This is a genomic window from Photobacterium rosenbergii, assembly GCF_003026455.1.
Classification (GTDB): domain Bacteria; phylum Pseudomonadota; class Gammaproteobacteria; order Enterobacterales; family Vibrionaceae; genus Photobacterium; species Photobacterium rosenbergii.
The window spans coordinates 1-15,556 of the sequence record NZ_PYMB01000003.1 but is presented as its reverse complement, the minus strand read 5'-3'; the positions used below and the strand labels follow the sequence as shown (position 1 = coordinate 15,556).

Genomic DNA, 15,556 nt, shown 5'->3' with positions numbered 1-15,556 from the left:
ACTTTGATAAAAATGCAATGCGCGTTTTCACTTCTATTAACAATACTCTAAGATGAAATTTTGCGTTACATTGTCACTCAACAATAAGTGACAGATTTGAAATAAGTTACATTTGGCAAAAGACATGAAGTTTTTAAAAACCGCCGATGACGATTATCCAACGACGGTTATTTCACCAATATATGCATCACAACAACTATAATGCTTTTTCTATTGCATCTATCATTACAGTATCGGTTGGATTCGTTTTGCTTGAAAAAACAGCGACCACCTCACCTTGCCTGTCGATAATATATTTATAAAAGTTCCATTTTGGCGTAATTCCCGTTTCATTAGCTAAATGTTTAAATACAGGGTTGGCATTGTTTCCTTTAATATTTGTCCTTTCAACCATAGGGAAAGTCACCCCGTAATAGAGATAGCAGACCTTGGCCGTATTCTCTTCACTACCACGGTCTTGGTTAAAGTCATTGGAAGGGAAGCCAATCACTGAGAAGCCTTTATCCTTGTATTTTTGGTAAACGGCCTCAAGTTGTTCGAACTGCGGCGTAAAACCACACTGACTGGCCGTATTGACCACAACAAGTACCTGCCCTGCAAATTGCTCGCACAGTTTGACTGATTCGGTAGAGTTCAGCTTATTAAACTGCTGATCAAACCAAGCACCGCATTCCGTCTGTGCGCTTAACTGGTTTTCTGCTTTTATCGATGGTGTATACAACGCAATAGTCGCTACACATATGCCCAATAAACAAGCTACAGCCGATTGGCGGTAAGTTTGATCAACAAGTTGTTTCTGCTCTATGCAATGGCTTCGACTCATAACTCGCTCCAAAATCTCGCTGATGGAAATGTGGCAATAAAACATATATTTGAGTACGACACTTTGCTAACGCATGATCACCACCTGCTCGTTAATTAATCATATACCCTACAATCCCTTTAACCATACCGCGACCTCCATTACACTTGCCTTGTTAAAAATGCAGTAACACGCCGAAGGACAGTTCGAATGCCACAAGTAAACATTGTTCCAAACCCTCAAATTGCCATCATCTTTAAAGGTTGGGCAGAAGACTGGGCCAAAGAAGGTCAGACTAACCAAAAAGACATGGCCAACAAGTTCCACACCGTTTACCGAATTGCGGCAGACATGTTTATCAAGGGCGGTGAAGTCGATATGGAGTTTTTGTCGGCACTGTTTGAAGACTGCAAGCAGAAGCTTGAAAATGCCCAGGCAATGAACGCCAAGGTTAAGGCTGCCCTAAACGAAGATGACGAGCGAGCACAGGCGATCATCCAAAAGATCACCCACACCGCACAAGACGCAGCCCATGTGGTTCGCTACCTTGGCCAACTATTGAAACCATCAAACTAGCCTGTTGGTTGAATGCAAAAAGCGATACCTGCAAAGTTGCGGGTATCGCTTTTCAATGAATCAAACAAGGATGATGATGACTCCATCATCAGATCAGTTAAGTGAATCTCTCCACTTAACCAGTGCATAGATGTGCTCTGGGCCAATACCACAACAGCCGCCTATGACTGTGGCTCCTGCTTCTCGCCAACGCTTAGCGAATTCAAGATAATCTTCAGGGGATAGTTCTCGCATCGCTTGCAAGGTGTCGTTAGCCTGATGATCTGACTTTATCGGGGTAAAGTTATTTGCATAAGCGCCAAGATCAATATTTTTCCCGTGTTCAACCATGACAGACCTAGCCTCTTTAATCGCCTTCTCCATCGCTTCTGGCACTGAACAATTGAACAAAATGCCCGCGCCACCAGCTTTGCATACTCGTTCAGACGCGAGTTTTACCGGTTCGCCAGAACGTAACCTCGCCTCCCCTTCACCATCATCAAGGGTGAAGGCGTAGTAACAAGGCTTGTCGGTTTGAGCCAATACCTTTTGGATCGCCGCTAACTCTTCAAGGCTAGATATAGTCTCAGCTATCCAAAGATCAGCAAACGGATCTTGCGCTTTGAAAAGGGAAGTAAAGATATCAAAAGCCTCATCAGGCTTGAATAAATCTGGCCGGTAACTGCCAAATGCTGGCGGGATACACCCTGCAACCAGCACATCCTTCCCGCTTTCTTGTACTGCAGATTTGGCAATCGCTGCAGCCTCGCCGGCTAATCGAGGGCCATCAGACACATACAACTCCTCGCCTAAGTGAAAAGGAACGCACGCATAACTGTTGGCAATAATAATTTCAGCGCCACTCTCGATAAAACGTTGGTGGGCCTGAAAGACATGCTCTGGTGATTCAATAAGTGCCTGAGCACTCCATAAAGGCTGAGAAAATGGCGCGCCAATACGTTTGAGCTCCCTGCCCATTCCGCCATCTAGTATGGTTAGTTTCTTCATTGTCAGCCCTATACAACTTAGCTATTTGTTGTATTGAACCACAATATCCACCAAATGTGTTTTGAAACTTCTTCACAACGCCTATGAGAAAGCCACAACGAACATAAAAAATCCGAGTGCGCCTGTTAAGCGCACTCGGATTCATAACATCAATCTACCAACAGAAACACTAATGCTATTTACTGTTCTGTGTAAGCGCTATTGAGCTCATCCGCCAATCGATAGCCCGCTTGGGTTAGTCGCTGTTTTACCAGTTCAGTTCCTTTCTGGTAATACTCCCCGGACGGCTTGGTGTCTTTGCCGACACTATAACCAAAGTCGGCTAACCCATAGCTTTCCTTGACCCACAAATCAACGTCAGCCACTTCACCCAGCGCCATATTACCTTTCGGGAAGTCTTGCTGTAGCGAGGCGGCAAAGTCGTGAATATTGTGTTCCGTATCCAGCATCCCCATACCGCTGTCCCATAGGTGGTGAAGGTCTTTCTGCGGTACATCCAAAGTATGCTTATTGGCACCCAAATCCGTCACACACTCATTTTGGCTCAAGCTCTGGGAGATGGAGTGCATTGGCTGGTGTGAGTCGCCAGTTACATGGCTCATGAACATTAAGCTCGCTGCTTGCGGATTATGCTTGAAGTCTTCGAACAGGTAACTTGCCACTAACTTGATATTCGGAGTATGGACAAAATCGCACTGGCTGCTGGCTGGATAAGTTTGGTTTATGTAGTGCCATGCACCGGTTTCTTTCTCTTCCCACTGATTCAGTGATGCAGGAATCGTCTCGCCCATTTGCTCCCAAATCTGCTCAGCCGGCACTTTGCGGATCAGATCCGGTACCATCGCCAGTTTGGCAAACTGGCTCGCGCCTTCAAAGCTGTCCATTTTATGCTGAACATCTTTTGGCATCGACTGGTAAGCCTTAACGGCAAGCTCATCCACTTGCACTTTCACCGCTTCATCCAAATTCTGGTAGGCAATTTCCGCCACAGTAACATGACCTTGATAGTTCCAAGCCATGGCTGAAGTCGGTGCTAGCGCCAACGCTGCCATTGCAGAGGCAACAAGAGTGATATTTTTCATAGCTGACCACATTTACATTTTGTTACATTCGGCGCTACTTTGCTCTTCTGAAAAGTGATGGTCAAGGAAATATCCCTAGTAAGCATCTAATTGAGCACGTAATCGATTAACCCGGGTTAAAACGCTTACTTATCACACAAACCGTTCTAACCAACATCAGCTAGGATTGATGGAGAAAGTTATGAGCCAACGGATAATGAATGCAGTTAGATAATTTCGATTTAAACCTTTTGAAAGTGTTGGTTGTACTTCTACAGGAGAAAAACACCAGCAAGGCCGCCGAACGGCTGGGGATCAGCCAGCCAGCTGTCAGCCGTGCACTGGTTAAAATTCGTAGCCATTTTGATGATCCCCTTTTTATCCGGCAGCCAAGGGGACTAAAGCTAACGCCCAAAGCCCAAGGGTTAGAGCAAGAGTTACCCAAGGTTTTGTCACAGCTCGCCAGTACGCTACAAGGTGACGATTTCAAACCCAGTGACCTAACCGGCACATTTAGAATTGCGCTCCATAGTTACCTGTCTGAAAGTCACGGCTATGCCATCTTTCAAGCCCTGACCAAAGATGCGCCTGAGCTTGATATCGAAATCCATAATTACAGTGCCGCCACGGTAAACCAACTGATCACCCAAGAGCTGGATGCCGGGCTAAGCTTCTACCCAACCGGTGTCCCAAAGGCTCTCAGGCAAGTCCCAATCGCTGAAACGTTAATTGGTGCGATATGTAAACACAGCCACGAACTGGCAGGAAAAACTGTCCCTATTGCCTCTATGCTGGACTACCCGATAACCGGCTTGATTTTGCCTGATTTGAATAACCAGTACATGCTGATCCAGCAATTGTTTCCTGAAGGAACAGTTCTTAAGCCCAAACTAAGAAGCCAATATCTCAATAACGTGTTGAGATACATCAACGAAAATAATGCGGTTTGTATCTGCCCGAAAACATCACTAGCTAGCCTTTCAGCAGACGATTTCTCTTTTATCGAGTTTGCGGGATTGGAAGAAACGTTGACGATGAAAATCTCCCTGACTTTCAACAACAATCAATTCCGAAGTGCCAAATATCTATGGCTTGAAAAATTGGTAAGGTCGGTATTTGAAGAATCAACTAACACCCAGTAGCCCATTGGTCCCTCCCAATAAAAAAGGAAGTACACTGTACTTCCTTTTTATCTCCCTTCTCATCTTTACCTTTCTCTTCAACTCATCAATTTAGATTCCGGGAACCAATGAGACCATACCATCCAAAATACGCCGTTTTTTGTCGGTACTTGATCTAACCGTCCCCACTCAGAGTCGGTTTCACCTTGAAAGTTAATCTCGCTAAACTCAACTCGTTGACCGTCTTTCTCCAAACTAAATATATTCACGATGTCATACTTACTGCTGTACACCATGACATAGGGCTTACCGGCCATTTCAAACTCATACACTGGGTTGTGGACGGCAAAGTCATGAGTAAAAGCAATTTGCTCGCCGGCGTAATCAAATCCCCACACCTGCTCTTTGGCATTCAACCTATCATCTGCTAAATCCAACGTCGGGAAGATAGGACCACGCTCGGGATCAAACTGCATTTGCATCGGCTTATCAAACGCTTTGACCAGTAACTTATCCATCCAACGCTCATAAGGGTAAACAAAAACCTCGGCATCTGGGTAAACCTCCTGGAATGCCTCCCATGTCATCATGGTATTCGGATATTGTTGGATGTTTGACTCACCAAATTCGGTCTCCATAGTGATTTGCTGGATAAGATCCCCAGAGTTACGGTCGACCATAACAAGGTTATTGTGCGTTTGGATAAGGATACCCAGATCTGACTTTTCACCATGACCGATATCTTGGTCGATAACCACAGGCAGATTACTCAAGGCACAAAAGGTCAATGCTACATCTTTGCCGCCAATATTGTCTCCAGCGATATGAGGTATTTCCATGTACTGACGCGGATAACCACGAACGTCACCATTGATCTCTACTGCATAGATAATATCTTCTTTGCGCAGTTGGTTATTGGCCTCAGCAACCGTCACATAAACCGCATCGGTTTGCTTAGGTGGGAACAGCAAACTCAGCAGGAAGTTGGCCGTGATAATACTGACCAATACCCCTTTGGTTGCCCAGCGCATCTTCCGGTTCGTCCACAACCTAGCTTTTGAATGCAGATACCATAGGTAGCCCAACAGCAACAAGTTGGCTGCAACAAAGTACTCGCTGTACTCATAATACGCTACCGTCCAACTGCGAGGCAGGTCCAAACTCTGCCCTGGCTCGGTCATAACGACAGCAGAAAAGATAGAGAAGAATGCTGTCACGACTGCAACAACGTAAAAATGGAATTTACTTATCTTTCGAGATTGACTCATAAATCGTCTCCAACAGCTTGAAGTGAAGTAATGAGTGCATTCTAAAGGCGGTGAAAAAAGCAGCAATCACGCTACCTGTATCACTGCTATATCATGTTTGGTATATCAGCAATTGGGCTGTAGCCATTATTGATAGCTTCTACCGGTAGGTGTAATGCCAAAGGTATGAATAAGAGGAATAAAAAAAGCGCCACCAAGGTAGCGCTTTTCGTGTTGAGGCAGAACTCACTCTATGAGTTGGCTTGGCAAAGCTTAACCGCATTACCTAGAACGTTCAGACAAGTCAGGCGACCTACCCCACCAGGTACCGGCGTAATTGCTGCCGCAGATAAGACACCGTCTTGATGCTTAATATCACCCACCAGCTTGCCATCAATGCGGTTAATACCTACATCAATAATCAGTTGGCCTTCGATAAACTGGGAATTATCCAACGTACCGTGGTGACCCGTTGCGACCACAATGACATCAAACTTATTCCAGTCTACCGCTGCCAGATCTGAGCGGCTATTGAAGCTTGAAACCGTGCTTTGGCGGTTGATCAATTCAATTGCGAGCGGTTTGCCCACGATATTGCTACGACCAAGAATGGCAACTTTCAAGCCAGGGAAACTAAACTCCCCGCAATGAAGTTCGATGATATCGATAGCAGCTTGAACCGTACAAGGTAGCACTGGATTCTGGCCTAATACCAACTGACCCAACGCTTCAGAACCAAACCCATCAACATCGACTGCTGCCGGTAGATCGGGTGCTTCTAAGCCATTTGGTAGAGGCAGTTGGAATAAAATCGGATGATCCGCCTTTGCGGCCAAGCCATCGAGATCTGCCTGTGTTGTCCCTTCTTCAGGAAGGACAATGTGATGGCAAGGCAATTCTAGCGCTTCAAAAAGGCGTACCTTGTTTCTCACATAGACCTTACTGGCAGGATCATCACCGACAGTAACGATAGTCAGTTGAACGGGAATGCTCTCTGCGTCGATTTTCTCTTTAAGCTCAGCCAGTTTGGCTTCGTAAAGTGTATTGATTACTGCTTTCATACTACTTACTGTTTGTGACGAATCTCTTGTTTATAACCAACTGATTCTACATCAACATTGAGGTAGGACAATTAAAACGTGTTTGGTATCACATAATTGCCCTACCCTGTAGATTATGCAGTCGCTGGCTTTGCTTCCATCGCTTCTTGCTCTTTAGCACGTAGCACTTTAGTGACGTGTGCTTTCATCACAACCGAAATCACCAATGCAACAGACAAGATACCCACGAAGATGTACATAGTCATGGTGTAGCTACCCGTTAGATTACGAACGAATGCCGCTAGTGAAGAACCAGACAGACCAGCAAGTGCCCATGCAGTTAGAACGTAACCGTGGATAGCGCCTAGCTGCTTAGTACCGAACAGGTCACCGATGTATGCAGGTAGTGTCGAGAAACCACCGCCGTAACATGTCATGATGATGAACACCACAATCTGGAATGCAATTGCGTTCGATAGCGAAGGCAGCATGAAGAATGCAGCGATCTGGATAACGAAGAACAGCATAAATGTATACGGACGCGTTAGGTAGTCAGAAGCAGCAGACCATAGTAGACGGCCAAGACCATTTAGCAGACCCATCACACCCACCATAGTGGCCGCTTCCATTGCTGTTAGACCAGCAATTTCCTGAGCCATTGGTGACGCAGCAGAGATGATTGCGATACCACAAGTGATGTTGATGAAGATCATCACCCACAGACCCCAGAACGTTGGTGTACGTACGGCGTCGTTGGCACTTGATTGGTTAAGGTCAGCAGCAGGCTTTTTAGCCGGTGTACCATTTTCTTTGCTTTCAACCATAGAAGCTGGTTTCCAGCCTTCCGGCGGACGTTCTAGATACAGGGATGCAGAAAGCATGACAACAAAGTAGGTCGCACCCATGATGAAGAAAGTAGAAGATAGACCCACCGCGCTAATTAGCGACTGGATAACCGGGCTTGCAATCATAGAAGCAAAACCAAAGCCCATGATAGCAAGGCCAGTTGCTAAACCGCGACGGTCCGGGAACCATTTAATCAAGGTAGATACCGGCGTTACATAGCCCATACCCAGACCAATACCTGCCAGGACACCATAGCTAAGGTACAGCATGTATAGACTTTCCATCGCAACCGCGATACCTGCACCGGCAATACCAGCACCAAAGAAGGTCGCTGCAATCATACCAGTAAAGCGAGGGCCTTTTTTCTCAACAACATGCCCCATAACAGCAGCCGATGCGCCCAAGAAGAAAATAGCGATACCAAAGGTTAATGAGATTTGCTGCAAATCCCAACCAAACGCTTCATGAAGTGGGTTTGAGAATACACTCCACGCATACACTGAACCGATGGAAATATGAATACCAACTGCAGCGAGTGCAATAAGCCAGCGGTTTTTCACTTGTGCTGTTTTCATTTTTGAGTTACCTAATATTCGAAGACAGGCATACCCTATATGAAATAGTTTGAGAGAAAAACAAAGGCAAAATATCGCTCTCATTTCGAAAAGTTAATGCTGAAATAAAGATTTTCAATGCAAAACAAAATGAAATTAGGCGTTTTTTTAAGAATAACAAGCATATAAAAACACCAACCACAAGCTATTGATAATTATAATATTTGATAATAATTTTATGATTTAACACTCTTGGAACAACTCGGTTAAACCGCAGTATTAGATCGCCCGCACTTACATAGTGCAATCTAACTTTCCATTCTTGGAATGATTGATATCCTGAATTTAACCTGAAGTTTGTCTAAATATTAATCATGATTACTGATTATAAAAATTATAATTTAAAAATAAATTGATAGTGAATTGACAATACCCTGAAAAACGAACGCTATTTTGCTGGTTAAATATTTACAGCCCCCTAGCTCTTAATAAAGAGCTTCAAACAAAGCAAAATAATGAGGTGAGTGTATGGATCAGGCAGAAGGTTTACGCAGCATTTTTCAGCGTCAGCAATGTATCCAGCGTGTTCGTGGCTATCACAAGCAAATTCGTGAGGCTGTTGCCCACGGCAAAACCCAGCAAGTCAGCGAGTTGCTCGTAGGGCTTGAAGCCGCTCAACTTCAACTCGAAGCGACTTATGATCAAGCACCTAGATTAGTTCACTAATAAGTAAGGATGGAGGGACAGTTTTGTGCTCCCCTTCACCTTACTGATAATGAGATTCATATATGCTTAAGCTCTTTTACCCAAATCAAGAGAATATATGATGGATCTCTTACTACTAAGTAACGGCAAAATTGCTGGCAACACCAAGGTGATGGAGTTTGCCCTACCTGCGATTACAGACGTCTTCACCCGCAAACAAGTTAAAAACGTACTTGTTATTCCTTACGCGGTTATTCGCAGCAGCCACGACGATCGTACCGCCATGGTCGCAGAGTCACTTAGCCACCTTGATGTGAATGTTACAGGTATTCACCGCGCTGAAGACCCTGTAGAGGCCGTACGCCAAGCCGACGCTATCATCTGTAGTGGCGGTAATACTTGGGTATTGAATAAGACATTGCATGATCTTGGCTTAATTGGCCCTATCCAACAGGCTGTGACCCAACGTGGTGTGCCGTATGTCGGATGGAGTGCTGGTGCCGTGATCAGTGCCCCGACAATCCGCACGACCAATGATATGTGTATCGTATCTGCGGCTATCACCCCTTCCCTTAGCTTTGTCCCGTTCCAGATCAATGCCCACTACATTGATGCGACAATTGAAGGCCATATGGGTGAAACCCGTGACGAGCGTATTGAAGAGTTCCTTGTGGTGAACCCTCACCAGTCTGTGATTGGTATTCCTGAAGGTTCATGGCTTGCAGTATCTGGCGATACCATGACTTATGAAGCCGCTAACGGCAAACCACTACACTGGTTCAAACTGAACCAAGAACGTAAGCTAATTCAAGCTGGTTCAGATGTCACTGAGCTCATGGGCTTAGACGGCTAATTGCTGCAGCTTAACCGAAAGCACAGGGTAAAGGACGCCTCATCCTTAATTCCTGTGCTTTTTATCCAGATTAAACCAACACCATCTCAACATCGACAAAAGTCAGATCATCAGCCAACAAACCCTGAAGTGTGGCCTTCACCGACATAACTTGGCCGCTCTGTTCAATGCTGAGTGCTTCTAAAGACAACCCGACAATCACCAAATAACTACTGCCCGTTTTACTGATGTTCAATGATTCCGCCTTCAACCCATTATCAGTAAGCGTCTGTTTAACCCTTTCAGCGATAGCCTGATGTTGTTGATCGTTCTGTAATTTACCACCCGCCAGTTCGACAAAGGCTTCTTTGATAATACGAACAGGCTGCCCAAGCATAGATATTGCCAACACAACAACAAGCAAGGCATCACCGATATACAAAAGGAAATCCCACGAAGAGCCTTGTTGGATGTATCCAATCACCACCAGCACCGCACCTGTTGAGGCAGACAATAAGCCATCAATCAATGACGCTTTCTGATCAACGGCCAGCATCGAACTATTGCCTTGCAACTTTTTGTTCTGGATATAATAGAAAGCCGACAAGCCCCAACAAATCGCCACCATGGCAACCACGTAATAGAGAATAGGACCGGTTTTGATCATAGCGATGGGCTCACCGGCCAAGTACTGCAGTATCTTGCCGCCATTGGAGGTAAAAGCCGAGATAATCACGCCAAGAAGCAGCAAACCTTTTACCAAAGAGTACAAGGCTTCGGTTACGGATATTCCAAACGGGTAGAAATAAAGACGCTTCCATTTAGGAAATGGAAGCGCAGCAATTTACGAAGAAATTTCGTTGAATCAACCAGTGGTTATCTATACGCCATATACAGAGGCTTTTGATACATCCACGACATAGTTACATGACAGCAGGTTACGGCCAATAAGTAGCTTATCGGACATCAAGCTCCTATCTTTGAGGTTTACTTCGACACTGTAGGCGCGGTCATCCAAGGACAAATCCAACTGGATGCTGTAACGCATCTCTGAACCAAGTGAGTTCTGTATCTGGCGGACATGGGTGATTTTCTCACGCATGTGTACCGTCTCCCCCAACTCGTTCGCTGTAATGAAATTCACTATCTTGCCAATGTTTTCTTCTGCATCCGGCGAGAAGTCTTCTATTTCAATATTGGTCGCATGAATAGAGGTACGGGTTGCACCAGTATCAATCCGAGAGCGGAAATTGAGGTTAGCCGCCGGAGAGTAGAATGTTTCCTTCTGACCGATGACCAGTTTGCTCGATTGTTCAATACCTGAACCATCGATACTGCACGATTGTGCGTAATCACTTGCTAATACCGCTGGCGATAACATTAGTGTTGTGGCCAATACCGCTCCCAAAGCGATACTCTTGCCCTTATTCAAGGTTTCAGCCTTGTTTCCCTTCTTTAATAACATGACAACTCCCTTCCATGTGTAATTTGTGGTCCTTGGTCCTTGGTCCTTGGTCCTTGGTCCTTGGTCCTTGGTCCTTGGTCCTTGGTCCTTGGTCCTTGGTCCTTGGTCCTTGGTCCTTGGTCCTTGGTCCTCTAGCCATACTTACAAAGGTGTTTGACAGGAGCAATACAGGGAAAAAAGGATTTACAATTTTCCAAATGCAAAAAACCGCAGCCATTGCTGGCTGCGGTTTTAACGCTTGTTGAGACTTTATCTTTTTACAGGCTGACTTTTCAGGCTTTAAATATTGCTTCTCCAGCCTTACTCTTCATCCAACTTAACAAACAGCATGGTCAGTACGAATGACAGAGCAAACACGCCACACACACCCATTACAGCCTGGATGAAGTTCTGTGTACCCGCTGACAGGTATGCTGGCAGACTGAATACAGATGAAAGAATGTAGCTAGTTAGGTGCGTATCAAGCGTTACAGAGATTGCACCGAACACACCTGCTGCCAAGCTCGCAGTGAACATTGCTTTAGTGTACTTAGTTAGAACACCGAATAGTGCTGGCTCAGTGATACCTAGGATTGCTGTTACACCAGAACCTGCAGTAATTGATGATTGCTCTTTCGATACGCTCTTGCGTTGCTTGTACCAGACAGCAAGGGTTGCACCGGCAATAGCAAGGTTACCCAAGCACATGATAGGCATCAGCAGATCCTTGCCGTATAGGGCGAAGTTATTCAGGCTGATAGGCGTCATGCTGTGGTGGATACCGAACACAATGGTAATCGGACGTGTTAGGCCGAAGATGAAGCCTGTTAGCGTTGGTGAAATCTCAAGTAGTGAGCTTACTACCCAGCCTGCACCATTACTTAGCCACATACCTAGCGGGCCAACAGCTGCTAGCGTCGCTGTCGCAGTAACGGCAAAGGCAAGCAGTGGAGTAAATACTGGCTTCGCTACAGTCGGGACAATACTGTCTACTAACGGCGTAACTTTTGAAAGTAACCAAACTGCCAGGATAGCCGGAACGATAGCACCGCCGTAGTTCATCAGCTCGATAGGCACCACACCCAACACAGTCAGCTCTGCAGCATCGCTAGCAGCTTTTAGTGCAGCAGCCTTGTCAGCAAGCTGTGGCGAGAGCATCGCAGCAGCAACAGCCAACGCGATATACTCATTCACACGGAACATCTTCGCTGCCGAGAAGGACACCAGCATAGGTAAGAAGAAGAAAACAGCAACTGAGATTGAACGGAAGAAGTAAACCGTATCCGATGTTTCAGAGATCACATTGGTCGCAATAAGGCCAGATAATAGGCCCATCAACATACCTGCACCAGCAATAGCCGGAACAACCGGGCCAAAGATGCCCGCTACCACACGCATAACGTTCTGGAATAGCTTGCCGTCATCTTTTGCTTTTGGCTTGTCGTCATCGCTCACAGCCGCACCACTACCCGCCATAATAGCTTGCAGCGCTTTATGCCACTTCTCGACTTCTACACCAATGATGATTTGAATTTGGCCTTCTGCAAAAACGACACCCTGAACTCCTTTGATGGATTTCAACGTCTCTTCAGAAGCCTTCGACTGGTCGGCAATTTTAAGCCTTAGTCGTGTCATACAGTGCGTAGCATCGGTAATGTTGCTGATGCCACCCAACGCATCAATCATTAGCGATAGTTTTTCAGTCATTGCATCTTGTTTAGATGATGCAGATGCCTTTTTTCCAAAACCACCCATCGACTCACTAATTTGCATATTTAAATAACTCTCTTTAAGAAAAGAAATCTAGTGGAATAGCCATCTTTTGTAAAACAAAGATATTCACACTTAAGATATGTCTTATAAATTGATCACTTATGATTTCATTTAATTTGAGTTTAAAACTCACTTTTTAAAATCACGCCGTATGAATTTATTTTCTTTTCCTCCTGGCCCTGAGACAGTGCATTAACTTGCACATCTTTAACCCTGTTCAACACCGGAAGTTCCATTTGATGAAACAAATGATATAGAACCAAATCGAAAATCCAACGGACGAAACTGAGAGTTAAATCACGAAAATTAGGACATTTAGCGCTAAAACAATTAATTTTCTGCGATTGGTCTGTTTTTTGGTCCGGTTTAGCTAAGTTACCGTACCAATTAAATTTATTAAAAAAATAGGGGTTGAAATAACCGTTTTCCAATTGGTATATATAAAAATAGATTCCGGCTCAGATGAGAATTTCATTGTGAAAAAAACATTAATCACAGATGTTGAATGCATTATTACTAAACCTGATCGTCATAATTTAATTACTGTTATCGTCCATACTGATCAAGACGTTACAGGTTATGGTTGTGCCACTTTCCAACAGCGTCCGCTAGCTGTCAAAACCATGGTAGATGAATACCTCAAGCCACTGCTAGTCGGTAAAGATGCGAACAACATTGAAGACCTATGGCAGATGATGATGGTCAACGCCTACTGGCGTAACGGCCCTGTGATCAACAATGCGGTATCTGGTGTGGATATGGCACTGTGGGATATCAAAGCCAAGCTGGCCGAAATGCCTCTTCACCAACTGTTCGGTGGTAAATCCCGTGATGCTATCCCGGTTTATACCCACGCCACCAGCGACACAATGGAAGGGATCTATGAGCTGGTTGATGGCTTCCTAGAGCAAGGATACAAGCACATCCGTTGCCAGCTTGGTTTCTACGGCGGTGTGCCAGAGAACCTTCATGCCACGGAAAACCCAACCGAAGGCTCATATTATGATCAGGACCAGTACACCGAAAACACCCTGACCATGTTCAAGAAACTCCGTGAGAAATACGGTAACCAATTCCATATTCTCCATGATGTTCACGAGCGTTTGTTCCCGAACCAGGCTATCCAGTTCGCTAAAGAAGTTGAGCAATACAAGCCATACTTCATCGAAGATATCCTACCGCCAAACCAGACCGAATGGCTTGATAACATCCGTAGCCAGACTTCGGTATCGCTTGGCCTAGGTGAGCTTTTCAACAACCCTGAAGAGTGGAAACAGCTGATCATCAACCGCCGGATTGATTTTATCCGCTGCCATGTTTCACAAATCGGTGGTATCACCCCTGCCCTTAAACTGGCGCACCTTTGCCAGACATTCGGCGTTCGTCTGGCATGGCACTGCCCACCAGATATGACACCGATCGGTGCTGCGGTAAATACCCATATGAACGTTCACCTGCATAACGCTGCAATTCAGGAGCATGTGGAATACAAAGAAAATACCCAGCGTGTTTTCCCTAATGCCCAAGAACCACGCAACGGTTACCTGTACGCCTCAGAAGAAATCGGTATTGGTGTAGAAATGGATGTTGCAGCAGCGCGAGATTTCCCGGTGACTTACCGCCCACATGAGTGGACCCAAAGCCGCCTACCTGACGGCACTATTCATACGCCGTAAAGAGGTTTTCAGAACCTAGATCCTGGAGCCTAGATCCTGGGACTTAGAACTTAGGAACTAGGATCTCGGACCTATCACAAAAATAGCTGCGTTATTTCCCGTGAAATAACCAGCTATTCTTTTTTTCCCCTGAACTTAATATTTTCGCTATTAAACGGGATCACATAGGTACATTGGTAATCAATATCGATCACCTCACTGACAATAAAGACTTCGCCGGTGGTTAGAAATCCCCGGTTGGTTATTTTCATTGCCGCGATGCCCTTCTTACAGCCCAGCAGTTCCGCTTCTTCTTTTGAAACATTGATCGCTTTATAGCTGGTTAAATACCTATCGATTTGCAGGCCAAGATCCAAAGTATGGTTTTGTAGCGAGCTCTCGATTATATCGTCATTCATCTTGGGAAAGAGTTTTACCGGCAACTTGGTACTTTCCAACTGTACAATTTTCCCATTGACCAAGCGTAGGCGTTTGATAGCCCAGATATAATCATTTTCATCACTCAAAAATGAATTCTTATCGTGTGAGTCGGTGATCTTCTTGTTAAGGCTGACCTTTTTGTACGACATCTCCTCGAAACTGTTTTCGGTAATCGAGTTATAAACCAGCGGGTTATTACGGTTGGCATCTTTGACAAAATGCCCTGCCCCCTGACGAACGAATACCGCACCAATAGCCTCAAGCTTATTCAGCGCCTTGCGGACAGTGAACCGGGACACCGCATAGCTCTCTGCCAACTCACGCTCTGCAGGCAGTTTATCGGTGATCACCCCTTGGTAAATCTTGCTGAGGATATCTTGGACGACGAATTCAAACTTCTTCATAGATGAAATATTCAAGCAATGCTATGTGACTATTTTAACAAAGCCCTTTGAGGATTCAATGTGGGAAC

General features: G+C 45.2%; 15 protein-coding genes. 5 read left to right on the top strand and 10 right to left on the bottom strand.

Going from position 1 to position 15,556, the window contains the following annotated elements; all coding sequences use genetic code 11:
- Positions 1-196: 196 nt before the first annotated feature.
- Positions 197-823, bottom strand: a complete 627-nt coding sequence (locus C9J01_RS09845) for a glutathione peroxidase (RefSeq protein ID WP_107297981.1) — start codon at positions 821-823, stop codon at positions 197-199.
- Positions 824-1,012: 189 nt separating this feature from the next.
- On the opposite strand from C9J01_RS09845, the gene C9J01_RS09840 reads away from it, so the two are divergent.
- Positions 1,013-1,378 (top strand): hypothetical protein, encoded by a 366-nt coding sequence (locus tag C9J01_RS09840; protein WP_107297980.1) that lies wholly within the window; start codon positions 1,013-1,015, stop codon positions 1,376-1,378.
- Between the two features lie 93 nt (positions 1,379-1,471).
- Here C9J01_RS09840 and C9J01_RS09835 read toward each other — a convergent pair whose 3' ends face one another.
- Positions 1,472-2,365 (bottom strand): homocysteine S-methyltransferase family protein, encoded by an 894-nt coding sequence (locus C9J01_RS09835; protein ID WP_107297979.1) that lies wholly within the window; start codon positions 2,363-2,365, stop codon positions 1,472-1,474.
- 179 nt (positions 2,366-2,544) lie between these two features.
- Positions 2,545-3,447: a S1/P1 nuclease gene (locus C9J01_RS09830; RefSeq protein WP_107297978.1), complete on the bottom strand. Its 903-nt coding sequence runs from the start codon at positions 3,445-3,447 to the stop codon at positions 2,545-2,547.
- A 200-nt stretch (positions 3,448-3,647) separates the two neighbouring features.
- Between C9J01_RS09830 and C9J01_RS09825 the strand changes: the two genes are divergently transcribed.
- The gene (locus C9J01_RS09825) at positions 3,648-4,568 is read left to right on the top strand and encodes a LysR family transcriptional regulator (protein ID WP_107297977.1); all 921 of its coding nucleotides are present in this window, start codon (positions 3,648-3,650) and stop codon (positions 4,566-4,568) included.
- A 77-nt stretch (positions 4,569-4,645) separates the two neighbouring features.
- Here C9J01_RS09825 and C9J01_RS09820 read toward each other — a convergent pair whose 3' ends face one another.
- The 3 genes from C9J01_RS09820 to C9J01_RS09810 all read right to left on the bottom strand — a co-directional run bounded on the left by C9J01_RS09820 (position 4,646) and on the right by C9J01_RS09810 (position 8,255).
- Entirely contained in the window at positions 4,646-5,815 is a 1,170-nt protein-coding gene (locus tag C9J01_RS09820) for a DUF3179 domain-containing (seleno)protein (protein ID WP_107297976.1), read from the bottom strand.
- 230 nt (positions 5,816-6,045) lie between these two features.
- Positions 6,046-6,855 carry a bifunctional 5,10-methylenetetrahydrofolate dehydrogenase/5,10-methenyltetrahydrofolate cyclohydrolase gene (locus C9J01_RS09815; protein WP_107297975.1) on the bottom strand — a complete coding sequence of 270 codons (810 nt, stop codon included), beginning with the start codon at positions 6,853-6,855 and terminating at the stop codon, positions 6,046-6,048.
- Between the two features lie 113 nt (positions 6,856-6,968).
- Positions 6,969-8,255: an L-lactate MFS transporter gene (locus C9J01_RS09810; protein ID WP_107297974.1), complete on the bottom strand. Its 1,287-nt coding sequence runs from the start codon at positions 8,253-8,255 to the stop codon at positions 6,969-6,971.
- Positions 8,256-8,762: 507 nt separating this feature from the next.
- Here C9J01_RS09810 and C9J01_RS09805 point away from each other — a divergent pair.
- Together C9J01_RS09805 and pepE are read left to right on the top strand one after the other, a co-directional pair.
- Positions 8,763-8,960: a hypothetical protein gene (locus C9J01_RS09805; protein WP_107297973.1), complete on the top strand. Its 198-nt coding sequence runs from the start codon at positions 8,763-8,765 to the stop codon at positions 8,958-8,960.
- A 100-nt stretch (positions 8,961-9,060) separates the two neighbouring features.
- Positions 9,061-9,792, top strand: coding sequence for a dipeptidase PepE (gene pepE, locus C9J01_RS09800; RefSeq protein WP_107298448.1), 732 nt, complete (start codon positions 9,061-9,063; stop codon positions 9,790-9,792).
- A gap of 70 nt (positions 9,793-9,862) precedes the next feature.
- On the opposite strand, the gene C9J01_RS09795 is transcribed toward pepE, so the two are convergent.
- The 3 genes from C9J01_RS09795 to C9J01_RS09785 form a co-directional block, all read right to left on the bottom strand.
- Positions 9,863-10,522, bottom strand: a complete 660-nt coding sequence (locus C9J01_RS09795) for a cation efflux transmembrane domain-containing protein (protein ID WP_237156931.1) — start codon at positions 10,520-10,522, stop codon at positions 9,863-9,865.
- Between the two features lie 129 nt (positions 10,523-10,651).
- Positions 10,652-11,236 carry a putative ATP-dependent zinc protease gene (locus tag C9J01_RS09790; protein ID WP_107297971.1) on the bottom strand — a complete coding sequence of 195 codons (585 nt, stop codon included), beginning with the start codon at positions 11,234-11,236 and terminating at the stop codon, positions 10,652-10,654.
- A 300-nt stretch (positions 11,237-11,536) separates the two neighbouring features.
- Positions 11,537-12,922, bottom strand: coding sequence for a PTS transporter subunit EIIC (locus tag C9J01_RS09785; protein WP_419686822.1), 1,386 nt, complete (start codon positions 12,920-12,922; stop codon positions 11,537-11,539).
- Positions 12,923-13,464: 542 nt separating this feature from the next.
- Between C9J01_RS09785 and C9J01_RS09775 the strand changes: the two genes are divergently transcribed.
- Complete coding sequence (locus C9J01_RS09775; RefSeq protein ID WP_107297968.1) at positions 13,465-14,664, top strand: enolase C-terminal domain-like protein; 1,200 nt, start codon at positions 13,465-13,467, stop codon at positions 14,662-14,664.
- Between the two features lie 113 nt (positions 14,665-14,777).
- On the opposite strand, the gene C9J01_RS09770 is transcribed toward C9J01_RS09775, so the two are convergent.
- Positions 14,778-15,488 carry a GntR family transcriptional regulator gene (locus C9J01_RS09770; RefSeq protein WP_107297967.1) on the bottom strand — a complete coding sequence of 237 codons (711 nt, stop codon included), beginning with the start codon at positions 15,486-15,488 and terminating at the stop codon, positions 14,778-14,780.
- Between the last annotated feature and the right edge of the window lie 68 nt (positions 15,489-15,556).

Coding starts and splice junctions, on each gene's coding strand:
- C9J01_RS09825 (WP_107297977.1), top strand. CDS start 3,648: ATGCAGTTAGATAATTTCGATTTAAACCTTTTGAAAGTGTTGGTTGTA.
- C9J01_RS09830 (WP_107297978.1), bottom strand. CDS start 3,447: ATGAAAAATATCACTCTTGTTGCCTCTGCAATGGCAGCGTTGGCGCTA.
- pepE (WP_107298448.1), top strand. CDS start 9,061: ATGGATCTCTTACTACTAAGTAACGGCAAAATTGCTGGCAACACCAAG.
- C9J01_RS09805 (WP_107297973.1), top strand. CDS start 8,763: ATGGATCAGGCAGAAGGTTTACGCAGCATTTTTCAGCGTCAGCAATGT.
- C9J01_RS09790 (WP_107297971.1), bottom strand. CDS start 11,236: ATGTTATTAAAGAAGGGAAACAAGGCTGAAACCTTGAATAAGGGCAAG.
- C9J01_RS09845 (WP_107297981.1), bottom strand. CDS start 823: ATGAGTCGAAGCCATTGCATAGAGCAGAAACAACTTGTTGATCAAACT.
- C9J01_RS09785 (WP_419686822.1), bottom strand. CDS start 12,922: ATGACTGAAAAACTATCGCTAATGATTGATGCGTTGGGTGGCATCAGC.
- C9J01_RS09820 (WP_107297976.1), bottom strand. CDS start 5,815: ATGAGTCAATCTCGAAAGATAAGTAAATTCCATTTTTACGTTGTTGCA.
- C9J01_RS09810 (WP_107297974.1), bottom strand. CDS start 8,255: ATGAAAACAGCACAAGTGAAAAACCGCTGGCTTATTGCACTCGCTGCA.
- C9J01_RS09815 (WP_107297975.1), bottom strand. CDS start 6,855: ATGAAAGCAGTAATCAATACACTTTACGAAGCCAAACTGGCTGAGCTT.
- C9J01_RS09835 (WP_107297979.1), bottom strand. CDS start 2,365: ATGAAGAAACTAACCATACTAGATGGCGGAATGGGCAGGGAGCTCAAA.
- C9J01_RS09840 (WP_107297980.1), top strand. CDS start 1,013: ATGCCACAAGTAAACATTGTTCCAAACCCTCAAATTGCCATCATCTTT.
- C9J01_RS09770 (WP_107297967.1), bottom strand. CDS start 15,488: ATGAAGAAGTTTGAATTCGTCGTCCAAGATATCCTCAGCAAGATTTAC.